Source organism: Bacillus sp. RC240 (assembly GCF_044907945.1).
In the GTDB taxonomy this organism is placed as follows: Bacteria; Bacillota; Bacilli; order Bacillales; family Bacillaceae_G; genus Bacillus_A; species Bacillus_A mycoides.
The window spans coordinates 69,417-93,156 of record NZ_JBIYCT010000008.1 but is presented as its reverse complement, the minus strand read 5'-3'; the positions used below and the strand labels follow the sequence as shown (position 1 = coordinate 93,156).

Annotated in this window: 23 protein-coding genes and 1 other annotated feature; of the genes, 10 read left to right on the top strand and 13 right to left on the bottom strand. The window is 35.0% G+C overall.

Annotation, left to right across the window (positions count from 1 at the left end; translation table 11 throughout):
- Window positions 1–112: 112 nt before the first annotated feature.
- The 5 genes from ABH955_RS22135 to ABH955_RS22115 form a co-directional block, all read right to left on the bottom strand.
- The gene (locus ABH955_RS22135; protein ID WP_002034639.1) at window positions 113–253 is read right to left on the bottom strand and encodes a DUF3985 family protein; all 141 of its coding nucleotides are present in this window, start codon (window positions 251–253) and stop codon (window positions 113–115) included.
- A gap of 96 nt (window positions 254–349) precedes the next feature.
- Window positions 350–1,432 (bottom strand): M50 family metallopeptidase, encoded by a 1,083-nt coding sequence (locus ABH955_RS22130; RefSeq protein WP_404441960.1) that lies wholly within the window; start codon window positions 1,430–1,432, stop codon window positions 350–352.
- A 13-nt stretch (window positions 1,433–1,445) separates the two neighbouring features.
- Window positions 1,446–2,153 (bottom strand): DUF3169 family protein, encoded by a 708-nt coding sequence (locus ABH955_RS22125; protein ID WP_002192335.1) that lies wholly within the window; start codon window positions 2,151–2,153, stop codon window positions 1,446–1,448.
- Entirely contained in the window at window positions 2,137–2,358 is a 222-nt protein-coding gene (locus tag ABH955_RS22120) for a helix-turn-helix transcriptional regulator (protein ID WP_404491674.1), read from the bottom strand. The genes ABH955_RS22125 and ABH955_RS22120 overlap by 17 nt, the downstream gene beginning before the upstream one ends.
- 294 nt (window positions 2,359–2,652) lie before the next feature.
- A complete protein-coding gene (locus ABH955_RS22115) occupies window positions 2,653–3,267 on the bottom strand; it encodes a DedA family protein (protein WP_404454498.1) in 615 nt (204 codons plus the stop codon).
- A 414-nt stretch (window positions 3,268–3,681) separates the two neighbouring features.
- On the opposite strand from ABH955_RS22115, the gene ABH955_RS22110 reads away from it, so the two are divergent.
- From ABH955_RS22110 to ABH955_RS22090, 5 genes are all read left to right on the top strand, one after another.
- Entirely contained in the window at window positions 3,682–4,125 is a 444-nt protein-coding gene (locus tag ABH955_RS22110) for a DUF3978 family protein (protein ID WP_404454501.1), read from the top strand.
- A 30-nt stretch (window positions 4,126–4,155) separates the two neighbouring features.
- The gene (locus tag ABH955_RS22105) at window positions 4,156–4,617 is read left to right on the top strand and encodes a L,D-transpeptidase (protein WP_002015973.1); all 462 of its coding nucleotides are present in this window, start codon (window positions 4,156–4,158) and stop codon (window positions 4,615–4,617) included.
- Between the two features lie 364 nt (window positions 4,618–4,981).
- Complete coding sequence (locus ABH955_RS22100; protein WP_000148832.1) at window positions 4,982–5,647, top strand: response regulator transcription factor; 666 nt, start codon at window positions 4,982–4,984, stop codon at window positions 5,645–5,647.
- Window positions 5,625–7,070: a sensor histidine kinase gene (locus ABH955_RS22095; RefSeq protein WP_404454503.1), complete on the top strand. Its 1,446-nt coding sequence runs from the start codon at window positions 5,625–5,627 to the stop codon at window positions 7,068–7,070. The genes ABH955_RS22100 and ABH955_RS22095 overlap by 23 nt, the downstream gene beginning before the upstream one ends.
- A gap of 138 nt (window positions 7,071–7,208) precedes the next feature.
- Window positions 7,209–8,111, top strand: a complete 903-nt coding sequence (locus tag ABH955_RS22090; RefSeq protein ID WP_002015976.1) for an EamA family transporter — start codon at window positions 7,209–7,211, stop codon at window positions 8,109–8,111.
- A 194-nt stretch (window positions 8,112–8,305) separates the two neighbouring features.
- Here ABH955_RS22090 and metG read toward each other — a convergent pair whose 3' ends face one another.
- Complete coding sequence (gene metG / locus ABH955_RS22085) at window positions 8,306–9,940, bottom strand: methionine--tRNA ligase (protein ID WP_404454506.1); 1,635 nt, start codon at window positions 9,938–9,940, stop codon at window positions 8,306–8,308.
- A gap of 50 nt (window positions 9,941–9,990) precedes the next feature.
- Window positions 9,991–10,261: a binding site (T-box leader), on the bottom strand.
- Here metG and ABH955_RS22080 point away from each other — a divergent pair.
- From ABH955_RS22080 to ABH955_RS22065, 4 genes are all read left to right on the top strand, one after another.
- Window positions 10,225–11,193 (top strand): class I SAM-dependent methyltransferase, encoded by a 969-nt coding sequence (locus ABH955_RS22080; protein WP_256491234.1) that lies wholly within the window; start codon window positions 10,225–10,227, stop codon window positions 11,191–11,193. (Overlaps the previous feature by 37 nt.)
- 414 nt (window positions 11,194–11,607) lie before the next feature.
- Window positions 11,608–13,302 (top strand): methyl-accepting chemotaxis protein, encoded by a 1,695-nt coding sequence (locus tag ABH955_RS22075; protein ID WP_404491673.1) that lies wholly within the window; start codon window positions 11,608–11,610, stop codon window positions 13,300–13,302.
- Between the two features lie 232 nt (window positions 13,303–13,534).
- The gene (locus ABH955_RS22070; protein ID WP_404454513.1) at window positions 13,535–15,226 is read left to right on the top strand and encodes a methyl-accepting chemotaxis protein; all 1,692 of its coding nucleotides are present in this window, start codon (window positions 13,535–13,537) and stop codon (window positions 15,224–15,226) included.
- A 120-nt stretch (window positions 15,227–15,346) separates the two neighbouring features.
- Entirely contained in the window at window positions 15,347–15,664 is a 318-nt protein-coding gene (locus ABH955_RS22065) for a metal-sulfur cluster assembly factor (protein WP_000082522.1), read from the top strand.
- A 44-nt stretch (window positions 15,665–15,708) separates the two neighbouring features.
- Here the strand turns inward: ABH955_RS22065 and ABH955_RS22060 are convergent, their stop codons facing one another.
- The 7 genes from ABH955_RS22060 to ABH955_RS22030 all read right to left on the bottom strand — a co-directional run bounded on the left by ABH955_RS22060 (window position 15,709) and on the right by ABH955_RS22030 (window position 21,782).
- Window positions 15,709–17,358: a M4 family metallopeptidase gene (locus ABH955_RS22060; protein WP_012261952.1), complete on the bottom strand. Its 1,650-nt coding sequence runs from the start codon at window positions 17,356–17,358 to the stop codon at window positions 15,709–15,711.
- A 207-nt stretch (window positions 17,359–17,565) separates the two neighbouring features.
- On the bottom strand, window positions 17,566–18,264 hold the full coding sequence (locus tag ABH955_RS22055) for a pirin family protein (protein ID WP_404491671.1): 699 nt from the start codon (window positions 18,262–18,264) through the stop codon (window positions 17,566–17,568).
- Window positions 18,265–18,314: 50 nt separating this feature from the next.
- Window positions 18,315–18,725 carry a MarR family winged helix-turn-helix transcriptional regulator gene (locus ABH955_RS22050; protein WP_404454519.1) on the bottom strand — a complete coding sequence of 137 codons (411 nt, stop codon included), beginning with the start codon at window positions 18,723–18,725 and terminating at the stop codon, window positions 18,315–18,317.
- A 113-nt stretch (window positions 18,726–18,838) separates the two neighbouring features.
- Window positions 18,839–19,273 carry a DUF3920 family protein gene (locus ABH955_RS22045; RefSeq protein WP_002129830.1) on the bottom strand — a complete coding sequence of 145 codons (435 nt, stop codon included), beginning with the start codon at window positions 19,271–19,273 and terminating at the stop codon, window positions 18,839–18,841.
- 136 nt (window positions 19,274–19,409) lie between these two features.
- A complete protein-coding gene (gene uptA, locus ABH955_RS22040) occupies window positions 19,410–20,003 on the bottom strand; it encodes an undecaprenyl phosphate transporter UptA (protein ID WP_000900199.1) in 594 nt (197 codons plus the stop codon).
- A gap of 81 nt (window positions 20,004–20,084) precedes the next feature.
- Entirely contained in the window at window positions 20,085–21,284 is a 1,200-nt protein-coding gene (locus ABH955_RS22035) for a cation:proton antiporter (protein ID WP_002129832.1), read from the bottom strand.
- Window positions 21,285–21,782, bottom strand: a complete 498-nt coding sequence (locus ABH955_RS22030) for a cation:proton antiporter regulatory subunit (protein ID WP_001026068.1) — start codon at window positions 21,780–21,782, stop codon at window positions 21,285–21,287.
- 409 nt (window positions 21,783–22,191) lie between these two features.
- On the opposite strand from ABH955_RS22030, the gene ABH955_RS22025 reads away from it, so the two are divergent.
- A complete protein-coding gene (locus tag ABH955_RS22025) occupies window positions 22,192–23,625 on the top strand; it encodes an alanine/glycine:cation symporter family protein (protein WP_404491670.1) in 1,434 nt (477 codons plus the stop codon).
- Window positions 23,626–23,740: the final 115 nt, after the last annotated feature.

The window sequence follows — 23,740 nt, the reverse complement described above, 5'->3', positions numbered from 1 at the left end:
ACGGCAACTTCTTTTCCATATACCCCATCCGGTACTTACCGGAATATATCAACGATTTTTTCATTATATCGATTCAACGACATCCTTCGATAACCAAAACGCACAACATACCCTATCCCCCAAGCAGCTTACTGCCGAACTCTACAATTAAAAAGATAATTAATAGGACTGCGAGTATTTTTACTGCTACATATGCCACTTTAAAAATTACATAAATGAGTAAGACTAGCAAAATAATCGCTAAAATTTCCATATATAACTCCTCCAAACTTTGCTCTTCTTAACTCATTTTACTCGCCCCGAACTTTTTATGGAACGGCATAAGATTACATATAGAAAAGAGGATACCTCACCCATCGTAAGATACCCTCTCCTTCAACTGCTCGAACCACTCTCTATCCAATTGTAAATATCCTATTTCACTCTTCTCAGCGCTCTTCAATTCTTTATCCGCTTTCTTCATATAAATATGGCATGCTTCCATATCTTGCTCTAAATATTTGATAACTCCTTGTGCACGGTAATACCCATGTAAGTCCAGCATTGTAATTGCCTTCGCATGATTCTTCGCTTCTTGCAAGTAAAGATTTTCCTGCTGATAAAGTACTCTATATAAAAGATACCAACTATGAAAACTACCAACAAAATATTTATTTTCTTTTGTCACAGGTAACTGCACAATTTTCTCTAAATGCACTATCGCTTTTTCCATTCCCTCTTGATCAGCTCGGGCATAAAATACGAGCATAAGTCCGCTCATTATTTCTCTTATACTTTTATCCTCTTTTATTTTTTCTTCACTAATTTCTACTAATCTCTCATCCCAATCTTTCGGCCGTTTGTAGCTTAATAATTCACCCGATACTTGAATATTATATAAATGCCCTCTAGCCCTTTCATCATCTTTAATTAAAATGAGAAATTGCATGCCATCGCTCAGGAATGTTCCTTTTATCGGCACTATTGTAACGGCAAAAATCGTAAAGTGTAAAACGGAAAAATATAAAAGATATTGATAATAACTAACCATGTATATGTAACCTGAAGTAATACCGAATAGTACACTTGTAATCGGTCCACCTAAAGTCATCCACGCCCATTTTTTTGAGAGGTTCGGTGTGTGTGTGGAAGGCGGCACTAACATTGCAACGCCACCTACATACATCCATATTTTATTTTCTCGAATTCGTATTTTCCCTTTTTCTTTTTGAACAGTAATAGGTCCTACTGTCATAAACTTAAATTTCAAACCGCACATCAAACCGAATATTACATGCCCTAATTCATGAATAGCTAACACAAGCAATGCAATCCCGAAAAAGGCCCATATTTCTATAATTTGCTGTACTTTTTCTATTCGAATGAATCCGTATAAGGCGGAGCAAACGAAAGCAACGAACATTGAAAAAGCAGGTCTTCTTAAAATGTCCACCGTTTTTCTCCCCTTAATAAATCATTTTTTTATGCATTTCGTACATATATGTTCCAACATGTAATACCCAAACGAACGAAATCATAATGACCATAAAGAAGTCTTTTCCATCTAAAATTGCATACGCAATCGCCGCCAACCACGCACAAGCAAGTGTCATGTTTGTATATTGATATGCCTTATATCCCGCTTCATGAACAATTTGCTTTTGCCCTTCATCTGCATTCTTTGCCCACATTTCCATTGACTGAGAATACGTAACACTCTGTTCTGGATATAGAGCGTTATATCTTTTCCTCATTACAGATCCTAACCAAGTTATAGCAATAAAGCACACTGTAGATACGACAATACTTACACTAACAAAGAGCAAGTTCCCCTCACTTGTATACGTTCTATAAAAAGTGATAACTGAACAAACAAACCATGATGGAATAATAATTTCCATTACTCGAAAATAAATAAGCGCTATCCCTAATCTTCGTCCCTTAACATTTTCTTCTTCATCTTTCGTTTGTGCGAGCGCTCTTGTACGCTTCCAAATATAATATATAATCGCTACGCCAAATACACTCATCATAGCAATGCTAATAACAGGAGGTATTTTGCTAGTACCCTCTGTTGCAATATCCCCTACTACATACCCTATAAACCCACCAAAGATTGCTCCTACTAACAACTTCAATATAGCCGTCATTTTCCCCTTACCCTTCATCTCCATCTTCCCCCTCCACTAACATAAATATCTCCTCCACTGGTACATTGAAAATTTGTGCGATTTTTAGCGATAACACAATAGATGGTGCATAATCCCCGCGCTCAATTAAACTAATGGTTTGCCGTGATGAGCCGATTGCTTTACCTAAATCCCCTTGTGATACACGATGCTTTGCTCTAAGTTCCCTCACTCGATTTTGAAGCTTCATGTTTTACCTCTTTTTCATTTATTTAATTAAAATTGTAAATAATATCCTTATCTTTGTCAATTATAATTGTCATTTTGACTTATATACATGTCAAAAATAAATCTATATTCTCCTAAATATATAACTTAGATAATAGATTTTAATAATCACATACGGAAAAAAAATAGGAACGTATTATATACCAGCCACCGGTGACGGTATCGATGGAAAAATAAAAGCAAACTGGAAAATACAATAAAAAAGGCAGTGCTTTTGCACTGCCTCCCTAAAATCTGACATAGAATGGATTCCATATTAACTTGCGTTTTGTAAAAATACTCGTTTTAGTTGTTTGCGGAAACGAATGCTTAACGTAATTGCTACAATGACCATCGCTCCGAAAATGATTTTGCCGATATGATCTCCCAGTAATCCGAAAATATCATGTAAGTTACCACCTAACCAGTAGCCACCGATTAAGAAGAACGATACCCAGAATAAAGCACCTGAATAAATTGTAATCGCAAAGCGGCGAAACGGTAAGTTAATGATACCTGCAAAGTATCCTGTAAAATGACGTACACCAGGAATGAAGAAGCCAATAAAGATAAGGAAATATCCGTATTTATCGAACCACATTCTCGTTAAATCAATTTTTCTTTGTGTTAAAAATACGTACTTCCCGTATTTTTGAACAAAAGGCATACCAAGCTTATTTCCTAAAAAGTATTGGATTGTCATTCCTACACTTGTCCCAATAAAGGATAGGATAATTAAAATAGGTAAACTTAGATCACCCTTCTGTGCTAAAAACCCCGCATATGCTAATGTTGGCTCTCCCGGAAACGGAAGTGCAATATATTCTAACAGCAAGCCTACAAGTACTACATAATACCCATATTGCTGAAATAATTCATGAACCCATTCCATGTCATCTCCCCTTTCATTCACGTACAACTTGTTACTATTATTGTATAAAAAAATTGTCGAAATAACTATCACAATAGCTTACATTTTTATTACATTTTTGTAAGGCTCATTCTAAAGTTTTTTGTTCTCTATTTACTTATATCTATTAGCATTTAAAAACAAGCTAACAACTATATATCACGCGAAGGAAATCCATTAATATACATTTTTCATCCAGTTTTTAACTCTCGAAAACCACCTTATTTTGTTCTCTATAAAAAACCACCACAAACTCATATGAACTTCATATTAGCTTCATATACGTATTGTAAGATTATATCGGAATTTGTTGAAAAATTTAGCTAATATATGACTAAACATTAAACTGAATAAATATAAGTCGCTTTTCGAAATTGAAAAAAGGGTGAATAAGAAATGGAAGCTTATAAAATGCACGATTTTATTAATACGAATGTTGAATCTCATCAAAATGAAACCGTTTTTAATTTACAAATATGTGAAACAAATGAATTTGACGTAAGTTTAACAAAATCTACAACGCTGTCTTTTATCGTTTCAAAAAAGAACATTAAGATCGTCATGAGAAAATGGGTTAATTCAAATCAAGAAAGCATGATTGGCAAAAGCTACATCATTCCAACGAAAGCTTTTCACTATTTCTTACCGATTATTTCTGAAACTGAAGATGAACTAAATATTCGAGTTCAAGGTTTTGGACTACATGGTGAGCTGTTATTAAATGAAAGATTACTTATTGATAAAAACAACAAATGTAATACAAAGATTACTACCTTCTTTGAAACATTAGATGAAAATGTCAATCAAGCATTACGAGGATTACAAATTCATTGTATGTAAGACTACTACAATAAGTAAAAGGAGAATATAATGAAAAAACTATTATTAAGTGCGCTATTATCATTAGGATTTTTAACTCTTCCATTCACTACTGCAGAAGCAGCTACGACGAAGGATCAGCTTATCGTAAACACAAAAATAAATAAAATGGATTATTATCAAGATGGAAAATTCATAAAAAGTTTCACTGTCGCTACTGGAAAAGCAGCAACACCAACACCTAAGGGTACTTTTCAAATCGTAAATAAAATTAAAAACCGTCCTTACTATACAGGAAAAATTAAAGGCGGCGATCCACGTAATCCACTTGGGGACCGCTGGCTCGGATTAAATATGGCAGGAACTTACGGAACAACGTATGCGATTCATGGAACTAACAATAATCAAGCAATCGGGAAAGCAACAACACTTGGTTGTATTCGTATGTTTAACAATGATATTCACTGGTTATTTGAGCGCGTTCAGCAGCAAGCTACTGTCACTGTAAATTAGCCTAAGAACAAGATTTATGTGTAGCCAAGAATTTTATGTCTTGGCTTATTTTATTTATTCATTTACAGTAGCAAAATAACTGTATTTACATATATAATAAAAATAGATTGCATTCAACATCATCGTAACATTGATAAACATGGATATTAAAATTATACAGTTATAATATTTTATAAATTTTACAATACATACTATAATAGAACTACTGTAATTCTGAACTATTCAGTGACACTAAACAATCCCCCTTGCTACTTTCATTACTATTTTATAGCGGGGGCTTATTATATGTATAAACAATCTGAGTCATCCCAAAAATGATGAATTCGAATATTGCAGTAAAAAGCGTTATTTAGGAGGTGTTACTATGACGCATATACTGGTGATTGAAGACAACCCAGATATACAAGAACTTATTCGTGAATTTCTAATGGCACAAAACTTTACTGTTGATGTAGTTGGTGCTGGAACAGAAGGCATTCTTCTTTTCCAAAAAAATTCATACGATCTTGTCCTCCTCGATGTAATGTTACCAGATATAGATGGCTATAGTATTTGTAAAATTATGCGAGGACAATCTGATGTACCAATCATTATGTTAACAGGCTTACATAATGAAGAAAGTGAAATTAAAGGATTTGAGTTAGGTATTGATGACTATATTACAAAACCGTTCCATTACACCGTATTTATAAAACGTGTAGAAGCTGTATTAAGAAGGGCAGCAACAAAGGAAGCAGAAGCTGCAACTATACTACAATTCCATGAATTGATGTTAAATTCTACAGCATATGCCGCTTATGTTCATGGTAATCAAATTGAATTGACTACAAAAGAATTTGAAATTATATATACTTTACTGCAAAATCGGGGAAAAGTACTATCAAGAAGTGATTTGTTGAATAAGGTATGGGGCTATGAACATTATGGTGATGTGAGGGTTATAGATACACATATTAAAAACTTACGAAAAAAATTAGAAATTCCTTATATTAAAACGGTGAAAGGCATTGGCTACAAAATCGAATCGTAGCAAAGACAACATCACCAAAAATATATTCATCAAAACCCTATTGTTTTGTGTTCTTTTATCAATTTGTCTTTATCAAATCATTTATTTTCTAGCCTCAAATTACGATAAAGATCGTTTGAAAGCTTCTGGAACGCAAACTGCGGAACAAGCGGAATCAGACAAACAAAACGACCAAATTAAAACAAAGCAAAATAAAGCTGTGTCAGAGAGTAGCATCTCTAATTTTCAATCTTCTCAAATAGACATGAAAACACTCTCTACAGCCATCAATCATCTTTTGCAGCCTAGCCAAACTGCAAAAGCAAAAGCAAAAGAACATGCACAAAATATTCCGGGGAAAAGTAACACAACGTCTTCACTTACAGAAGCGGGAAAGCAAGTTACTAACAATGATGCCTTACATACACAAAATGCAGCAAGTAAAGCAAATGATACACATGATAATCCAAAGTTAACAGATGTGTTGCAGCAGTTAGCTCCACATATTGGGGCGACAATGCTTGCATTATCTCTGCTTGGATCTTTAATCTATGCAAAAATAATCGCCAAACCTTTCCGATATATGAGCGATGCTTTAAAAGATATTATGAATCTTGATTTCTCAGATAAAAAGCTACTTAACAAAAATACAGATCAAACAGATTTTAATTTGCAAGTAGCTGCCTCACAAGTACCTACTATTGTGAAAAATTTACATGAAAGCAATCAAGATTTAAGAAATGAACTCAAGAAGGAACAACAGTTAGAACAATCTCGTAAAGAATTTATGTCTATGATATCCCATGAATTAAAAACACCAATCGCAGCCGTTATGGGACAACTCGATGGCATGATTCACGGAATCGGCGCTTATAAAGATAGAGATAAATATTTAAAACGTTCATATGAGATGATGCAAGATATTAACATATTAACGGAAAAAGTGTCAGAATTATCCAAAATACAAAACCCTCAATTTAAACCAAATTTAAAAGTTATCTCATTAACTAATATTATTGAGGACGTTATAAAGAAAGTAGATTATTTTGTATCTGTAAAACAATTAAATGTTCAATCTAACATTAAACAAGATGTACAAATTTTAGCTGATCCTAAATTTATGCAAACTGCTATTTTTAACATTATTTCAAATGCAATTCATTATACAATTGACCATCAGCATGTATATATAAAACTTTATGAAAAGCCAAACGGTTACGCATTAGAAGTATTAAATACAGGTTCTCAAATTGATGAAGATAAACTTGCCCATTTATTTGAACCATTCTATCGCGCAAATCCTGACAAACATGGCTTAGTACAAGGTAGTGGTCTTGGGTTATATATTGTAAAACAAATATTAGATAAACATCAGTTTCCTTATGGAATACAAAACACACCTCAAGGTGTAAAATGCTCCATTGTATTCCCAAAAGCAATGTAAAACCTACTCTAATTTCATACCCCAAATTCATACTTCGTATGAATGGCGGAATTTTGTAGAGTATCTAACTCTGTTTCGTTCGCCCGTTATCCTTATTTGGATAGCGGGCGTTTTTTATTATTTAAAAGGAGGATTTTTATGGAGAAGTTTAAGTATTCATTACTAGTTTTATTCGGCGCTTGTAGCTACGGCGTACTTTCAACTATTTTTAAACTCGGATTCATCGACGGATTTTCCGCACACCAACTACTAGGAGGGCAATATGTCTTCGGATGGATTGGACTACTTTTACTCGTTCTGTTCTTTTCACGTCATAAAGTATCAAAAAAACAATTCTTTTCGTTACTAACAGTCGGCACAACAATGAGTATGACAGGTATTTTCTATGCTATTTCCGTAGAAGAATTGCCAGCCTCTATCGCTGTCGTTTTACTCTTTCAGTTCACTTGGATTGGTGTAGTCATCGAAGCGATTGCCAACCGGACATTCCCAAGCCGTGAGAAAGTTATATCTATTATTATTTTATTTACTGGTACATTGTTTGCTGGTGGAGTATTTGAAGGTCTTGGACAAAACTTTTCTACGAAAGGTATTATTTTCGGACTATTAGCTGCCGTCTCTTTCTCATTCTATGTATTTGTAAGCGGGCGCGTTGCTACAGATGTTCCGCCTTATACGAAAAGCTTTCTTATGACAACGAGTGCTACTCTTATTGTATGCTTATTTTTCCCGCCTACCTTTTTAACGGACGGCGCTTTACAAGCAGGCCTATGGAAATATGCTTTCTTCCTTGGACTGTTCGGGGTTATTATACCTGTCATTTGTTTTTCAATTGGGGTACCAAAAGTCGGAACGGGACTTGGTACAATATTAGGTGCAGCTGAATTACCAACAGCAATTATCGCTTCTATTACACTTGTTCATGAAGTTGTATCGCCAATGCAGTGGATTGGGATTGTGGTTATATTACTCGGTATTTTCACACCACAACTACTTACTGCTAGGAAAGAAAAAAAACATAATCGTGTTCATAGTGCGTGACAACATCAACTTGTATATAAATGTGAATAAAGTTACGATATGTTAAACTTTATTACTACCTTTAAAATAACATATGATATTGCGGCTATTATTCTCGTAATCCTTGCTGTGCTTTTCTTTTGAAAGATAAGAAAGAGGGTTATACAGCATAGGAAAAGACCTTTCATTTATTTGAAAGGTCTTTTCCTTATATTTCACTTTACCGCTCCATATAACTTCTCTACCTCATGTTCAATTTGTTTTACATCGATTCGCTCAAATAATGGCTGCACATTATCAATTCGGTTTGGCAACGTATTTTGAGGTTCCCAATTTACTTTAACACTCGATAATGTATTTCTAACTCTTTCACTTGAAAACGGTAAAAATGGTTCAAGCAGTTGTGCAAAGTTTGCTATTAGGTAAACACAATTATAAATTGTTTCCTCACATGAAACTGGGTCGTCTTCTCTTTGTTTCCAAGGCTGCTTTTCATCAAAGTATTTATTTGCAAAGCGTACTGCATCAAATATTGTTTCTAGTGCCACCTTAAATTTAGTTTGTTCAATCGCCTCTCCTACACTTTTATATAATCCTTCTACTTTATCTTTCAGCTCTACATCAATACTTCCCTTCGGTACAGTACCACCATAATATTTTTCAATAAACTTTAATGTCCGGTTCACAAAGTTCCCGTATGCACCTAACAATTCACTATTATGACTGTAAATGAATTCACGCCATGAAAAATCAGTATCACGATTTTCTGGTGCGTTAACTGTTAAAAAGTAACGAATAGAATCGGGATTGTAGCGTTCTAATATGTCAGGCACCCATACTGCCCAGTTTTTACTTGTCGATAATTTTCTTTTTTCTACTGTTAAATACTCATTCGAAACGATATGACGCGGGATCGCTTCTTCTCCTATTCCAAGTAATACCGCTGGCCAAATGATTGAATGAAACGGAATATTATCCTTACCATGTACATAATATGTTTTCGCTTCTTTATCCCAAAACTCTTGATCATCTTTCCCTGTTTCTTCAGCCCAATTTTTACTCGCCGAATAATATCCTGTCACTGCTTCAATCCATACGTAAATTTTCTTATCTTCATATCCTGCCACTGGAATTGGTACCCCAATTGGTAAATCACGTGACACTGCCCTATCTTGTAATCCTTCCTTTAAATATCTCTCTGTTAATTGAATTGCATTGTCGCGCCATGTTCCTTTCTGCTTTGCAATTTCTACGGCCTCTTTAATTTGTTGCTGAAATTTATGCAATGCAAAATAGAAATGCTCTGTTTCCTGTACTGATGGCGTACTACCACATAACTTACATTTCTTTTCTAACAAATCGAGTGGATCTAAAATAGCGGAACAAGCATCGCATTGATCGCCCCTTGCTGCTTCATGACAATGCGGACAAATACCTTCTACATATCGATCCGGTAAAAATTGCGTACACGTTTCGCAATAAGCTTGTTCAACTACTTTTTTATAAATATAACCTTCTTCTAATAGTCGCAAAAAGACTTTTTGAACAGTTTCATGATGATGCTCGCTATCTGTACGTGTATAGCAATCATAAGTAAAACCAAGGCTACGAAAACATCGCTCAAACTCTTCGTGATACTTATCAGCAATTTCTTTCACCATCACACCGTCTTGCTTTGCTCTAATTGTAATCGGTGTTCCATTACAATCACTTCCTGAAACATACAACACATGCTCACCTTTTGCCCTGTAATAACGTGCTAAAATATCTCCTGGTAACAAACTAGCAATGTGTCCAAGGTGTAACGAACCATTTGCATACGGCCAAGCGCCTCCAATAAAAATACTCATCTTATATTCCTCCTTTAAAATATAAAAAGCCCCGCCCTTATCTTAAAAAAGATAAGGGCGGGGCTGTATAAACAGTCGCGGTACCACCTTATTTCGTCAGTCATTCGCATAACTAACCTTAACAAGTACGGAGCTATATGCTCTTATACTGTGGTTTTGATAACGAGTACCAACTCTCGTCGCCGCCTACTATTATCATTTGATAAGTTCAGGACGAAGCTCAAAGGCCATTGTTCAAATGAATATTCTTGCTTCTTCTCAGCTACCGAAGCTCTCTGGAAAGAATGGTTCCATTCTACTTTTCCTTTTCAACGCTTTTATGTATAAAACGTATTTTACGACTTAACAACAGAAAAATCAAACTTTTATTCAAAAAAACAGGAAATCCTACTCATTCACCGAATAACTATACGTTCACAAAAGGAGTGATAAAATTGAATCAAAAACAACTAAGTACTATTAATGAAAAAAGCTGGAACGCAGCTGCTTATGAAGCTTGGACAAATCGCCACGGGGCGCCAGAGGATTATGCGAAAAAGCTCATGGAAGATCCCGTGCGCGAGGTAAATCATTATTTACCTTACATACAATCTCCAAAAGGAAAGCGTATTATTAATTTACTCGGATCAAAAGGAAATAAAGCAGTTGCTCTTGCTCTTTTAGGAGCCGATGTAACAGTTGTAGACATTTCAGCAAGTAATGAAAAATACGCAACCGAACTAGCCGAAGCTGCTGGTGTCTCTATCCAATACATCGTCTCTGATGTACTGGATGTAAATCTTTCCGAATCATTTGATGTCGTATTGCTGGAACTTGGTGTACTTCATTACTTTTTAGATTTAAAACCACTCTTTCAAAAGATTGCTAACTTACTTAAACAAGATGGAATGCTTATCCTTCGTGACTATCATCCTATTTACACTAAATTATTAGGTGTAGATCATCCATCATTTCGGGCCAATGGAAATTATTTCGATGAAGAATTGATTGAAGATGATGTTGCTTATAGCATTCTTCTTACAGAATCGCAGAAAGAATCATTACCGAAGACAAACATACGCCGCTGGACGTTAGGCGAAATTGTTACAACACTTGCGGAAGAACGTTTTAAAATTGAAAAGCTAGTTGAAGAACACGGGTCTCATCAAAGGTGGGTTTTCCCTTCTACTTCACCCGAAGGAATTGAAGAACGTATACCAGGTCTATACACATTAATTGCGACAACATGCAAAAAAGGATCCCTTCACGGATAGGATCCTTTTTTTGCATGCTTACGCATATAAGTTGAGGTTGGAGATTACCATAATTCTGTAGAATAGGACACAAGATATTTCAACATTCGTCTCTGACTTACGTCGTCAAAAAGGGGTATGACCAACATAACGAAGAGTAATGTTCAGTTGATAGTGATAATCGTTATCAACTAATTAGAAGTATACAGGATGTTATTTCAAATTACAATACCATTTCTGATTTTTATTTATGAATTTTTTGATATACAAATGTATACATTTTAAGAACATTTAATCACATTAATCTGCCATATTCCATTATCTGCTATAATTTTCATTGAACAGATTAATAACTTCTTAATTATGTTTTTATTAGTTTCGTTCTCAATATTTATAAATTACAATAAATAGTTTTTAAAAAAGGTAGGGGTAACAATGAAATATGTTAGCATTCGAAAAAAACTACTGTTCACACTCTTAAGCATTTCTTCCTTATTTAGCATTGCTCTTATTGTTATTCTTTCATTCGCGATGAATCAAGCAAGTGAAATCGAAACATTAAAGAATGATGTATCGAAAAGAGCAACGATTTTAAAAGAACGTGGCGATTGGTTCCAAGCGCAAGTCGCTGGTTTACAAGAATATTTATTATCACATGACCAAAAAGGATTGGATAAATTCAACCGGGAAGGAAAAAAACTAGCTGATACTAGGGAGAAAGTAACAAGTGATAAAAAATTCCCAGAAGGAATGAAAGAGGCCATTTTAATGGGAGCAAAATGGCGCAGCGTCGTAGATAATGAAGTCCTCCCTCTTGCACGGGAAGGAAAATGGGATGAAGCATCCAAAATTGCTCTTGCTCAAACAGATTATGTAAATGATCTTTTAAGTCGTTTTACTAAATATGCAAATGAAGAAAATGACAAACGGGACGTATTAATTGCTGACGTAGAGTCTTCTTCATCCCTTATTCAATATATTATTTTCTTCTCACTCATTACATGTACATTAACGTCTATTCTATTGGCATGGTGGTTCTCTGGTAAACTCGTTAAACCGATTCGACAAATTGATGCGAAGTTAAAAGAATTAGCTTCTCAAGATGGCGATTTAACCGCTAGATTACACGTAACGAGTAAAGATGAAATTGGTGACATCGCAAATTCCTTTAATCAAATGCTTGCTAACTTACAGCGTATAATAAAGCAAGTTCAACAAACATCAACAAGTGTAAAAGAAGCTTCTGAAAATGTGTTTATCGAAACAACTGCTTCTATGGAAAATACCGCAAAAACTAAAGAGACTATGAATGCTCTTGAGCACAATATTCGTTCACAAGTTTCTAGCATTGAAGAAAGTTCAACCGCAATGGATGATATGGCAACGAGTGTTCAGCGCATTGCACAAGCTGCCTCTTCTGCCGCTAGCCTAGCTGTTACAACTTCTGAAAAAGCAGATGATGGAAATAAAGTCATTGAAAAATCTATTACACAAATGCATACAATTAACGAAGCTGTTAACGCTACATCACAAGTGGTAGAGCGACTCATTACACATACGAATCATATTGATACTGCACTTCAATCTATTTCTAATATTGCCGAGCAGACGAATTTGCTCGCTTTAAATGCTTCTATTGAAGCGGCCCGTGCTGGTGAACACGGAAAAGGATTCGCTGTTGTTGCCGATGAAGTACGAAAACTTGCTGAACAATCTCAGCTAGCAGCAAATGACATTAACCATTTACTTCATCAAATTCAAGCGGACACAAAAATAGCAAATGACATGATGACACAAGGTCAGTCAGAAGCTTCTGAAGGAATTACAGTCATTCGTACCGCTGGATCTTCATTCTCAGAAATTGTTAATCACATTAACAATTTCTCTACACAAATACAAGAAATGTCTGCAACTGCTGAAGAAATGGCCGCAAGTTCTGAAGAAATGAATGCAGCTTTAAATAATATCGCTTCTATTTCAAATGAAGTTGCTGCCGAAACATCGAAAACAGCAACTTCAGCTGGTGACCAAGTAAACAAAATGAGTGTCGTTGCTAAAAAATCATCAGAAATGAAAACAATTGTGCAAGAACTTGAAGTGCTCGTTTCTCATTTCAAAACAAATAGTTAAAATGAAAATTTCATTTATACTTCTACGAACTCTAAATTGTTAGAAAGAGCGATTTAGAGTCTCTCTTTTTTCACGCTAAAATATCTCTTTCTATCTCCCATTCTGTCTGCTATAATTCCTAAAGGAAAGAAGAAAGCTTTATTCCATATGGAGTAAAGCTTTCTTTCAATTTTTTACATTAATTAATTAATTAATTCTAATACTAAGATTTTACAAGGAGGATTTTTATCATATGAATTTTATTAGCATTCGAAAAAAACTAATGTTCATGATGGGAATGATTTGCGCTTTATTCGGCATCGCCTTAGCTTTTATTTTATTCTTTACCATGGATCAGTCTCATAAAGCTGAAACATTACAAAAAGAAATTTCTCCTCTTGCAACAGAATTGAAAGAGCGCGGAGACGCTTATCAAGTACAACTTTCTGCTTTAAGAGGTTATTTACTACAACATGATCAAGTCGAATTAGACAAGTTTAATGAGATGAGTAAACGTCTTGAAGATACAAAAGGGCAACTTCTTTCTAACCCTAACACTTCTCAGTCCGTGAAAAGCACAATGGAATTAGGATCCACTTGGAGAAAGTTCATTGAAGAGAAAGTATTCAGTCTTGCAAAAGAACAAAAATGGGAAGAAGCTTTACAAGTAGCTTCTACAGAGAATGGCACTGTTTATAAAGTAATCGGTGATTTCACAAATTACAGTAATGAACAAGCTAAATTACGTGAACAATCTATTGAAAAAATCGATCAATCTTCACTACGAATTGAATATGTTGTCTTCTTATCACTTGTTATTTGTATTGTAACTGCAATTATTCTTGCATGGTGGTTCTCTGGTAAGCTTGTAAAACCAATTCAACAAATTGATACTAAACTAAAAGAATTAGCCTCTCAAGAAGGCGACTTAACAGCCCGTCTACAAGTAAATAGCAATGATGAAATCGGTGCAATTGCATCATCGTTTAATAAAATGTTAGAAAACCTGCAACATATCATTAATCGTGTTCAAAAAACATCTGTAGAAGTACAAACAGCTTCTGAAAATATGCTAGAAAAGACTAATACATCACGCGAGGCAACAATAAGAGTTCAAAGCTCGATGTCCAACTTAAATTCAAGTATTCAATCGCAAACTTCTAGTATGGAAGAAAGCTCGACTGCGATGGATGATATGGCAATAAGTGTTCAGCGTATCGCTGAATCTGCTTCATCTGTAGCCGAACTTGCTGTAGCTACATCTGAACACGCTAACGACGGAAGTACTGTTATCCAAAAATCTGTTTCACAAATGACAACGATACATGAAGCTGTAAATGCTACATCAGAAGTAGTCGAACGTCTAATCACTCATACAAAATATATTGATACAGCTGTACAATCTATTTCTAATATCGCTGAACAAACAAATCTACTTGCTTTAAATGCTTCTATTGAAGCGGCTCGTGCTGGTGAACAAGGAAAAGGATTTGCTGTCGTAGCTGATGAAGTTCGTAAACTTGCGGAACAATCAAAAACAGCGGCAAAAGATATTAACCAATTGCTTCATCAAATTCAAAATGATACGGAAACTGCTAGCTCTATGATGTCTAAAGGTCGTTCTGAAGCATTTGAAGGCATTACTGTCGTTCGTGAGGCTGGTACTTCTTTCACAACAATTGTTGAACAAGTAAATAAAGTATCAACTCAAATGCAAGACATATCAGCAACTGCTGAGGAAATGGCTGCAAGCGCTGAAGAAATGAACGCTTCACTTAATAACATCGCTTCTATTTCAAATGAAGTATCTAGTGAAACAGCCGCAACGGCACAATCTGCTGAACAGAAAGTCATCGTGATGAATGAAATGACTCTCACTGCAAAACAAATGAAACAAACAGTTGAAGAATTAGATCAGCTTGTATCTCATTTTAAAACTGAATAGCTTTTCAAAAAAATATTCCTCTCTCAGAGAGGAATATTTTTTTGAGCTCATTTCCTGCACTTATCCCGCATATCCGTTATAATGAGAACCGATATCATTAATATTTAGGGGGTGCTACACATGTCACAACAAGCATTTGAAGAAAAGTTATATGCAAACTTAGAAGCTGTTATTGACCCTGAGCTAGGTGTTGATATTATCAATCTTGGATTAGTTTATGACGTTACAGCGGATGAAAATAATAATGCTGTCATTACAATGACGATGACTTCTATCGGTTGTCCAATGGCTGGCCAAATCGTATCAGACGTTAAAAAAGTATTATCAACGAACGTACCTGAAGTAAATGAAATAGAAGTAAACGTTGTATGGAATCCGCCATGGACAAAAGAACGTATGTCACGTATGGCAAAAATTGCATTAGGTATTCGTGATTAAATAAGGAAAAGACCTGACAATCCAGTCAGGTCTTTTTTCTCTTATTATTTTACTCCTACAGCGTCATAAGCTTTCGTTACAGCTTGTACCTCTTTAGAGTTTTTACCGAATAAATCTTCTGCTGATTGAAGTGCAGCTTGGCGCATCATTTTGAAATCAGAGTTTGCAGTTAAATATTTTGTAAGAGCACGATAGTAAATTTTTTCTGTTGCTTCACGGCCCACTCCAGTTACTTTCACATTGTAATGCGTGCCGCCCTCAGACACTAAATACGCCGCCTTATTGTTAATACTACTGTTAATATGAACGCCGCCATTATCAGCTGTTCCAGTATAACGTTTATTATAGTGATCTGGGTAACCTTCACCTGGTTTTAATGGGTTTGGAATAGATGCTGGATCCTTCAGAGAACGAAGTGCATCACCAGGTTTACCAGGTGTATAAATATCAGCTCCTAAATCCCAGCTTTTCTTCTCAACCATGACGCCCATAATATCAGATAACGATTCATTTAACGCTCCTGACTCATCTTTATAAACAAGGTTTGCTGTATGTTCAGTTACAGCATGCGTTAATTCGTGGCCAATAACGTCTAGGCCAGCTGATAATGGAATAAATGTCTTACCATCTCCATCACCATACATCATTTGCACACCGTTCCACGCTGCGTTATTCCAAGATTCACCTACGTGAACAGCAGAAATAAGTTTTGCACCTTTATCATCGAAAGAGTTACGGTTAAATGTCTTTTTATAATAATCATATACTTTTCCTGCATTCACATGCGCATCAACTGCCGCTTTATCTTCGAAGAACTTAGATTTACTTCCAATTTCTTCTCCTGTATATCCAAGAATTTGTGAGAATAAATTAAACCAGTCTTCGTTCATATTCTCTGCATCAAATGTATGGACACCTTGTCCTCGTGTACCATCAAATAAGTTGAACGCTCCTGTTTTCGTATCTTGAGCAATTTCAAATGATTGTCTAGCACCTAATACTCCGTAACCAAATCCAGTAATGTTATCTACAGCATTATATTTCTCAATAACATTTCCATTTGTTGCATCAACAAAGTAATGCCAATATCCTGGAGCTGGTTTCGAAACCGACGCTTTTACAAGATATGCAAGATAGTATTGACCATCTTTTTCATACACATATAAATCTTTTTTCACACCATCATAATTCTTTACTTTACCAATTTCCTTCTCAATATTAGCTTTTGCAATCGTTTCTGCTTGTTCCGCACTAATACTTGCAGATGTAGGAATATTTTTATCATCTAAACTCGGAATAACTTGTCCGAAAAATGCTTTTACATTGTTCTCTTTATCAAGCGTAACTGTTTGATCTGAACCATACACAGGAATGTTATTATGCTTCTCAACTAACTTCACATGTGTTGTACCAGACTCAGCATCTTTTTCTTCACCAACGATATTGAAATGTTTGTCAATATTTCCTGCTAGTTTAAACATATCTTTTTTACTCTCTAAATATTGAAAGACCGTCTCTTTTTTATCTAGTCCTTCCGGCGCTTTCCATTCTTCACCTATGTAAGCTGGTGTTTTAAACTCTTGATGATACTGGATTTTTTGCTCTTCTGCTTTCGTCGTAGTTGCTCCAAATGCCCCAAACCCACTTGCGATAACAGTTAATGCTAATGCTGATGAAATTACTTGCTTTTTCAATCTAACACTCCCCATTTCCCTAAAAGTTTTTAACACCTTTATAAATATTCTGAATAATCTTTCCAATACCTGCTCTCAAAAATTGAGAAAGTTTTTTCTGTTAATTTAACTCACACAAAAAAGGATATCGTTTTCGATATCCTCTTCCCTATAACTTTTCATCTCGCTATTCACATACTTAAAACCGCCATGGGTTAAAGTTTCACTTTATTCCATTTTCATTTCAATCGCTAAGTAGTGAGAGTTTTCTTTCGCTTGAATGTGAATATCTTCTTCTACAGCCTCCGCTGCATCACGCATTACGAGTGTTTCACCGTTTACAACGCCGCTACCTTCAATTCGTACAAGGTACAATTGACGTCCTTCTTTAACAGGAAAATGAATTTCTTTACCAGCTTCTAATGATAAAGAATATAAATTTGCATCTTGGTGAATATGAATTGGTGCATCTCTATCAGAAGGAGATACCATATGGAACCACTCATTTTCACGTTTACTCCAATCAAATTTAAACTCACCATAGTTTGGTTTATGACCGTCGCGGTCTGGTAAAATCCAAATTTGCAATAAACGTAATGTTTCACTTCCTAAGTTATGCTCACTGTGAAATACACCAGTACCTGCACTCATATATTGAACATGCCCACGCTCAATTGTCCCGCGGTTCCCCATACTATCTTCATGTGTTAATTCACCATCTATAACGTAAGAGATAATCTCCATATCACGGTGCGGATGCATATCAAAACCAGTTTGTGGCGCTATTAAATCATCATTCATAACACGTACTGCTCCAAAATTCATGTTGTTTGGATTATAATAATTTGCAAAGGAAAAATGAAAATGTGTATTTAACCAACCGTGATTTGCTCTTCCCATATTTTTATGATCAACTTTTCTAAACATATCCTTCACCTCATATTATCTCGAAATCAAGATAATTATTTTTAATTTTATCACTGCAACTTCTTCAGTAATTCTAATAATTGTTTTTGTTCTTCTCTATTTAACTTATCAAATTGCTCTGTTTGAAATGTTTCTTGCGGCGGGACTATTTCTTCATATAGAACCTTTCCCTTTTCTGTTAATGAAATATATTTCGTAGTACCTTCTTGTTCACGCTGAATCCAATCTAGTTGCTCCATCTTATTTAAAAGTTGAGTAACATTTCCTTTCGTAACAAACAACTTATTTCCAAGTTCTTGCTGCGTTAAACGATCGTTTCCTCCAATTTGAACTAATACATCAAACTGAGCGGCAGATACATTCCACTTTTTCAAATGCTGATTCGTCTCACGAATACTTCTATTATAAAAGCGTGATAAACGAAACCATAATAGTACTCCAAGTCTTTCCCCTGCTTTCATTCCATCACCTCGCTCATTTGATACTATTAGTTTAGAACTAAACTTATTAAAGGTCAACTACTTATTTTTAATTAGCAATAAATAAAAGCACAGTGATTTTTCTCCACTATGCTTCAGATTAAATTTCTATTTTTATATTCATCTAGCTTCCTCTCCGCGAAACGCCTCGCATCTTTCTCAATCCATCTTTCTTCGTATAGTTCATTTCCAACATATAGTACATCGTCCTTATGCTGCATCGCATGCCTGAATTCATGCAATAGCGTTTTGAGCACTTGCTCATATTCTTCCCACATACAAACGAAAATTAATTGTTTTTCTTTATGATAAAAACCACCTACTGGGAATAAAAACTCCTCTTCTTCTTCTCCTAATGATAAAAGTACATGATTCGCATCACACGTATCACAAAAAATAACTGGCGTTGCACTTACTTCAATAAGAGAAAACAAATCATTTCTTAACTTTTTGACATCCCAAGGAAGCTCCGAATCCAACACATACCAATTCTCGACTTGTTGATATACATTTTGAAACTGGAGTTCCATTTCTCAATAATCCCCTTCCTAAACTCCCTTTCCCTATATATATGCCACAATATGGTAAATATTAAACATACACTTTCATCCTTTAAAAAATGACAATAAAAAAGAATCTATGTCAGCATAGATTCTTTTTCCGTAATCACTTTTTTTTCATCATTTTTTTTAATATAAAATAACCAATTGCACAAACAATAGCAGCAAGTGCAAAGTATTTCACATATGGCCCAGCTACTTTATTAATACTTTCCCACTCTGTTCCTAATTTAAAACCTAAATATACAAATACAATTGACCATGGAATAACAGCTAGTGTAGTTAGCGTAATAAACTTAGCATGTGACATTTTCGCAATACCCGCTGGTATCGAAATAGCATGACGCACAACAGGAATAAAACGCGCTGTAAAAATAACACCAGTTCCGTAACGATTAAACCACGCTTCAGCATAATCAATATGTTTCTTCTGAATCAAAATATATTTTCCATATCGCTCAAGAACAGGTCTTCCTCCGTATCGACCGATCCAATAAATGAATAGTTGTGCGATTACACCACCAATTGTACCGAACGCGACAGCCCCCCAAAATGTAATGCTTCCTGTTGATACTAAATAACCTGCATAAGATAATACGATTTCACTTGGGATAACCTCTATCATTAATCCCAGCATAATTCCCCAATAACCAAGTCCTTCTAGAAAAACTAAAACTGAATGAATCAACTCTCCTAACATCATTTACCTCTCTTTACTGTTTTCATTACCAAAAATAAAAGTACAAGCAGTAAATATCTTGTACTTTTATTTTTTCAAAATTTATCTAGTCTTCGTATCCCACTTAAAGATTTTATTTAAAAATTTATATACATTCTTTGACTCTTTCGTCAGAAGTGGACCTAAGATCGATAGTATAAGCACGTATAGTGCTGAGAATGGTTTCAATACCGACATTAACCCACCCGCGATACCGATATTAGCCATAATGATTGAGAATTCTCCCCTTGAAACGATTGTTAATCCAATATTTGTTGATGCTTTATGAGATAATCCAGCTTGTCTTCCTGCAATCATCCCTGCTACAAAGTTTCCGATTATCGTCAGAAGTACAGCACCTAACGTTAACCATATTGCTCCGCCCAATGAAAACGGATCGATACTTAATCCGAAACTGAAGAAGAAAATAGCTCCGAAGAAGTCTCTAAATGGAACAACAAGATGTTCAATTCGATCACTATGCTCTGTCTCAGAGAAAACTAACCCTAAAAGAAGTGCCCCGATTGCTTCTGCAACGTGAATTGTTTCTGAAAAACCTGCAATAAAGAACAACGAAGCAAATACTACAATAATAAAAATTTCATCTGAACTAATATTGAGCAATCTATTTAATAACGGCGTTGCTTTTCTAGCCACAATAAAGAATAGAAGCATATATCCTAAAGCAATTCCAATTGAAGTAAGGGCACCTAAGAAGGAAGCGTGATCCCCAAGAACTAAGCCAGAAACTACTGATAAATATACAGCAAGGAATATATCCTCAAACATAATAATTCCTAAAATTAATTCGGTTTCATTATTACCAGTTCTTCTTAAATCAACTAATACCTTTGCGACAATAGCACTAGAAGAAATCGTAATAATACCCGCAATAATTAAGATTTCGAGTAACGGGAATCCCATTATAAATCCGTATAATAATCCTAGTGAAAAGTTAATCAAAATATAGATTGTTCCGCCAATCGCGATAGAACGTCCAGATTTAATTAGTTTTTTCATCGAAAACTCTAATCCCAGATAGAAAAGAAGGAACAGAACACCAATCCTTCCAAGGAAGGATATCACACTTGCACTTTCAATAAATTTGAGATCGATAACACCTATTGTCGGCGCGTGCGGACCTACTAACATGCCAAGAACAATTAGAAAAGGAATTACTGAGAATTTAAACTTTCCAGCGATTACCGCCGCAATTGCTACTAAAACTAAAGCTGTACCAACTTCAAAAATTAAAGTATCCATCTAGTCAGTCCCCCTATTCGAAAGTAATTCATTAATAATCTTTTTAATTTCTTCTCTCTCACCAGAAACTACAAGCATATCTCCTTCTTCAATCACCGTGTCTGGACCTGGATTAAATAGCTTTTTCATATTCTTTTTCATAACTGCAATTATCGTTACGCTATATGTTTTTCTTATTTCAAGGTCGCCAATTGTTTTTCCGATTGCCGGAGCTGCATTCTCCACTTTAAACCACTCAATTGCTAAACCTTCAAAGACCATCTCAACATTTTCTAATGCTCTAGGTTTGTATACCATTCCACCTAATATTGCTGCAATTTGTCTCGCCTCTGAGTCACGTAATGAAATACTTGAGATGCTTTCTTCATGATCTGAATCAAAATGATACATTTCTCTACGCCCATCATCATGAATGACGATCACCATCTTTTCGTTACCTTTCGTAACGATTTGAAATTTATAACCAATACCCGGAAGTTCACTTTCTCTAATATTCATATTTAGCTCCTCCATAACTTCTTTATTTTAATTTTCTGTTTTTCTGTCTTTTGTTCATCCAATCAATTTTAGAAATTCTAACCATTCAGGATACCTATGACTTGGAAATCTTTTATTGTAATAATAAGTGGCTCCTAAAAAGATACTTAAAGATGTAATGATAAAAAATAAATTACTTCTTATTTTCAAACTCTTAAGACTTACTTTCAATAAAGATTCTTCTTTCAAATTATCCCCTCTTTTTCGCTTTAAATTTAGTTTTTTAAAATGTAAATAATTCTAAAAATATTACGATGTAACATAATCATAACACAAAACACATTTAAGTAACATGATTTTTTAGAAAAATTGATTCTGGTATATTTTTTGCATATAATTTTCTTATTACGAAAAAAAGGAAGTGTATTATATGGTTGATATCTTTAGCAGATTCCTTGAGGTAACGAATAATATTTTATGGTCATATATTCTTATTGCAATGTTAATCGGCTTCGGTCTTTATTTCTCTTTCAAATTAAAATTTGTCCAAATTACTCATTTCCGTGAGATGGTCAGTTTAATTAGTAAAGGATTTAATCGAAAAGAAAAAAAGAAAGATAGCATCTCTCCATTCCAAGCATTTTGCTTAAGTGCAGCAGCACGTATTGGTATCGGGAACTTAGCTGGTGTAGCATTAGCCATTTCAATGGGTGGACCTGGGGCAATATTTTGGATGTGGTTTATCGCTATCCTTGGAGCAGCTACTAGTTTTGTAGAATGTACGCTCGCGCAAATTTATAAAGTAAAAGATGGAAGCAGATTCCGTGGTGGACCAGCGTATTACATGGAAAAAGGGTTAAACAAACGCTGGATGGGTGTTTGGTTTTCACTTCTTATTACAGTTGCGTACGGATTAATTTTCAATTCTGTACAAGCAAACACGGTAACAATAGCATTTGAAAATGCTTTTGGACTAGAGCGAACGATCGTAGGAGCTCTATTAGCTTTATTAGTTGCAGTTATTATTTTTGGTGGTATCAAGAGCATTTCACGTATTACAGAAATGATTGTTCCTCCAATGGCAATCATTTATATCGGCGTAGCTGTTTTTGTCGTAATTAACAACTTCACTATGTTACCAAGCATTTTTACAGAAATATTTAACAGCGCATTTGGTTTAGACCAAGCTATCGCTGGTGGTATTGGAGCAGCAATCAAATTCGGAATTCAGCGCGGTTTATTCGCGACAGAAGCAGGTATGGGTAGCTCTCCTAATGCAGCAGCAACATCAGATGTATCTCACCCTGTAAAACAAGGACTTGTTCAAGCATTAGGTGTTTTCGTAGATACATTCTTAGTATGTACATCAACAGCGTTTATCGTATTATGCTCTGGACTTTACAAAGGATCGAATTTAGAAGGTATTGAATTAACACAACAAGCATTAAGTTCACAAATTGGACCGTGGGCAAGCACTTTCTTAGCGATTATTATTTTCCTATTCGCTTTCAGTTCTTTACTAGGAAACTACTATTATGGTGAAACAAATATCGCATTCATTAAAGAAAGCAAAACATGGTTACTGATTTATCGTGTTGCAGTTGTCGGAATGGTGTTCTTCGGATCTATCGCTGCCCTTCAAACGGTTTGGAGTTTAGCTGATTTCTTTATGGGACTAATGGTATTTACAAACTTAATTGCCATCTCATTCCTTAGCAAGTTCGCCTATGCGGCATTAGTAGACTATATAAAGCAAAAGAAACAAGGAAAAGATCCTGTTTTCATTGCAAGTTCTATCCCTGGCTTAAAGAATACAGAGTGTTGGGATGGACAGGATGTAGAAGAAAATAAGCAAGCAGTATAATAATTAAAAGCAGAAGCTATATATCAAATAAAACTCCCTATTACTTCACAGTAATAGGGAGTTTTATTTACAACAGTTCATAATTTGTTCAAATTAATTCCAGCGAAAGGGTTGA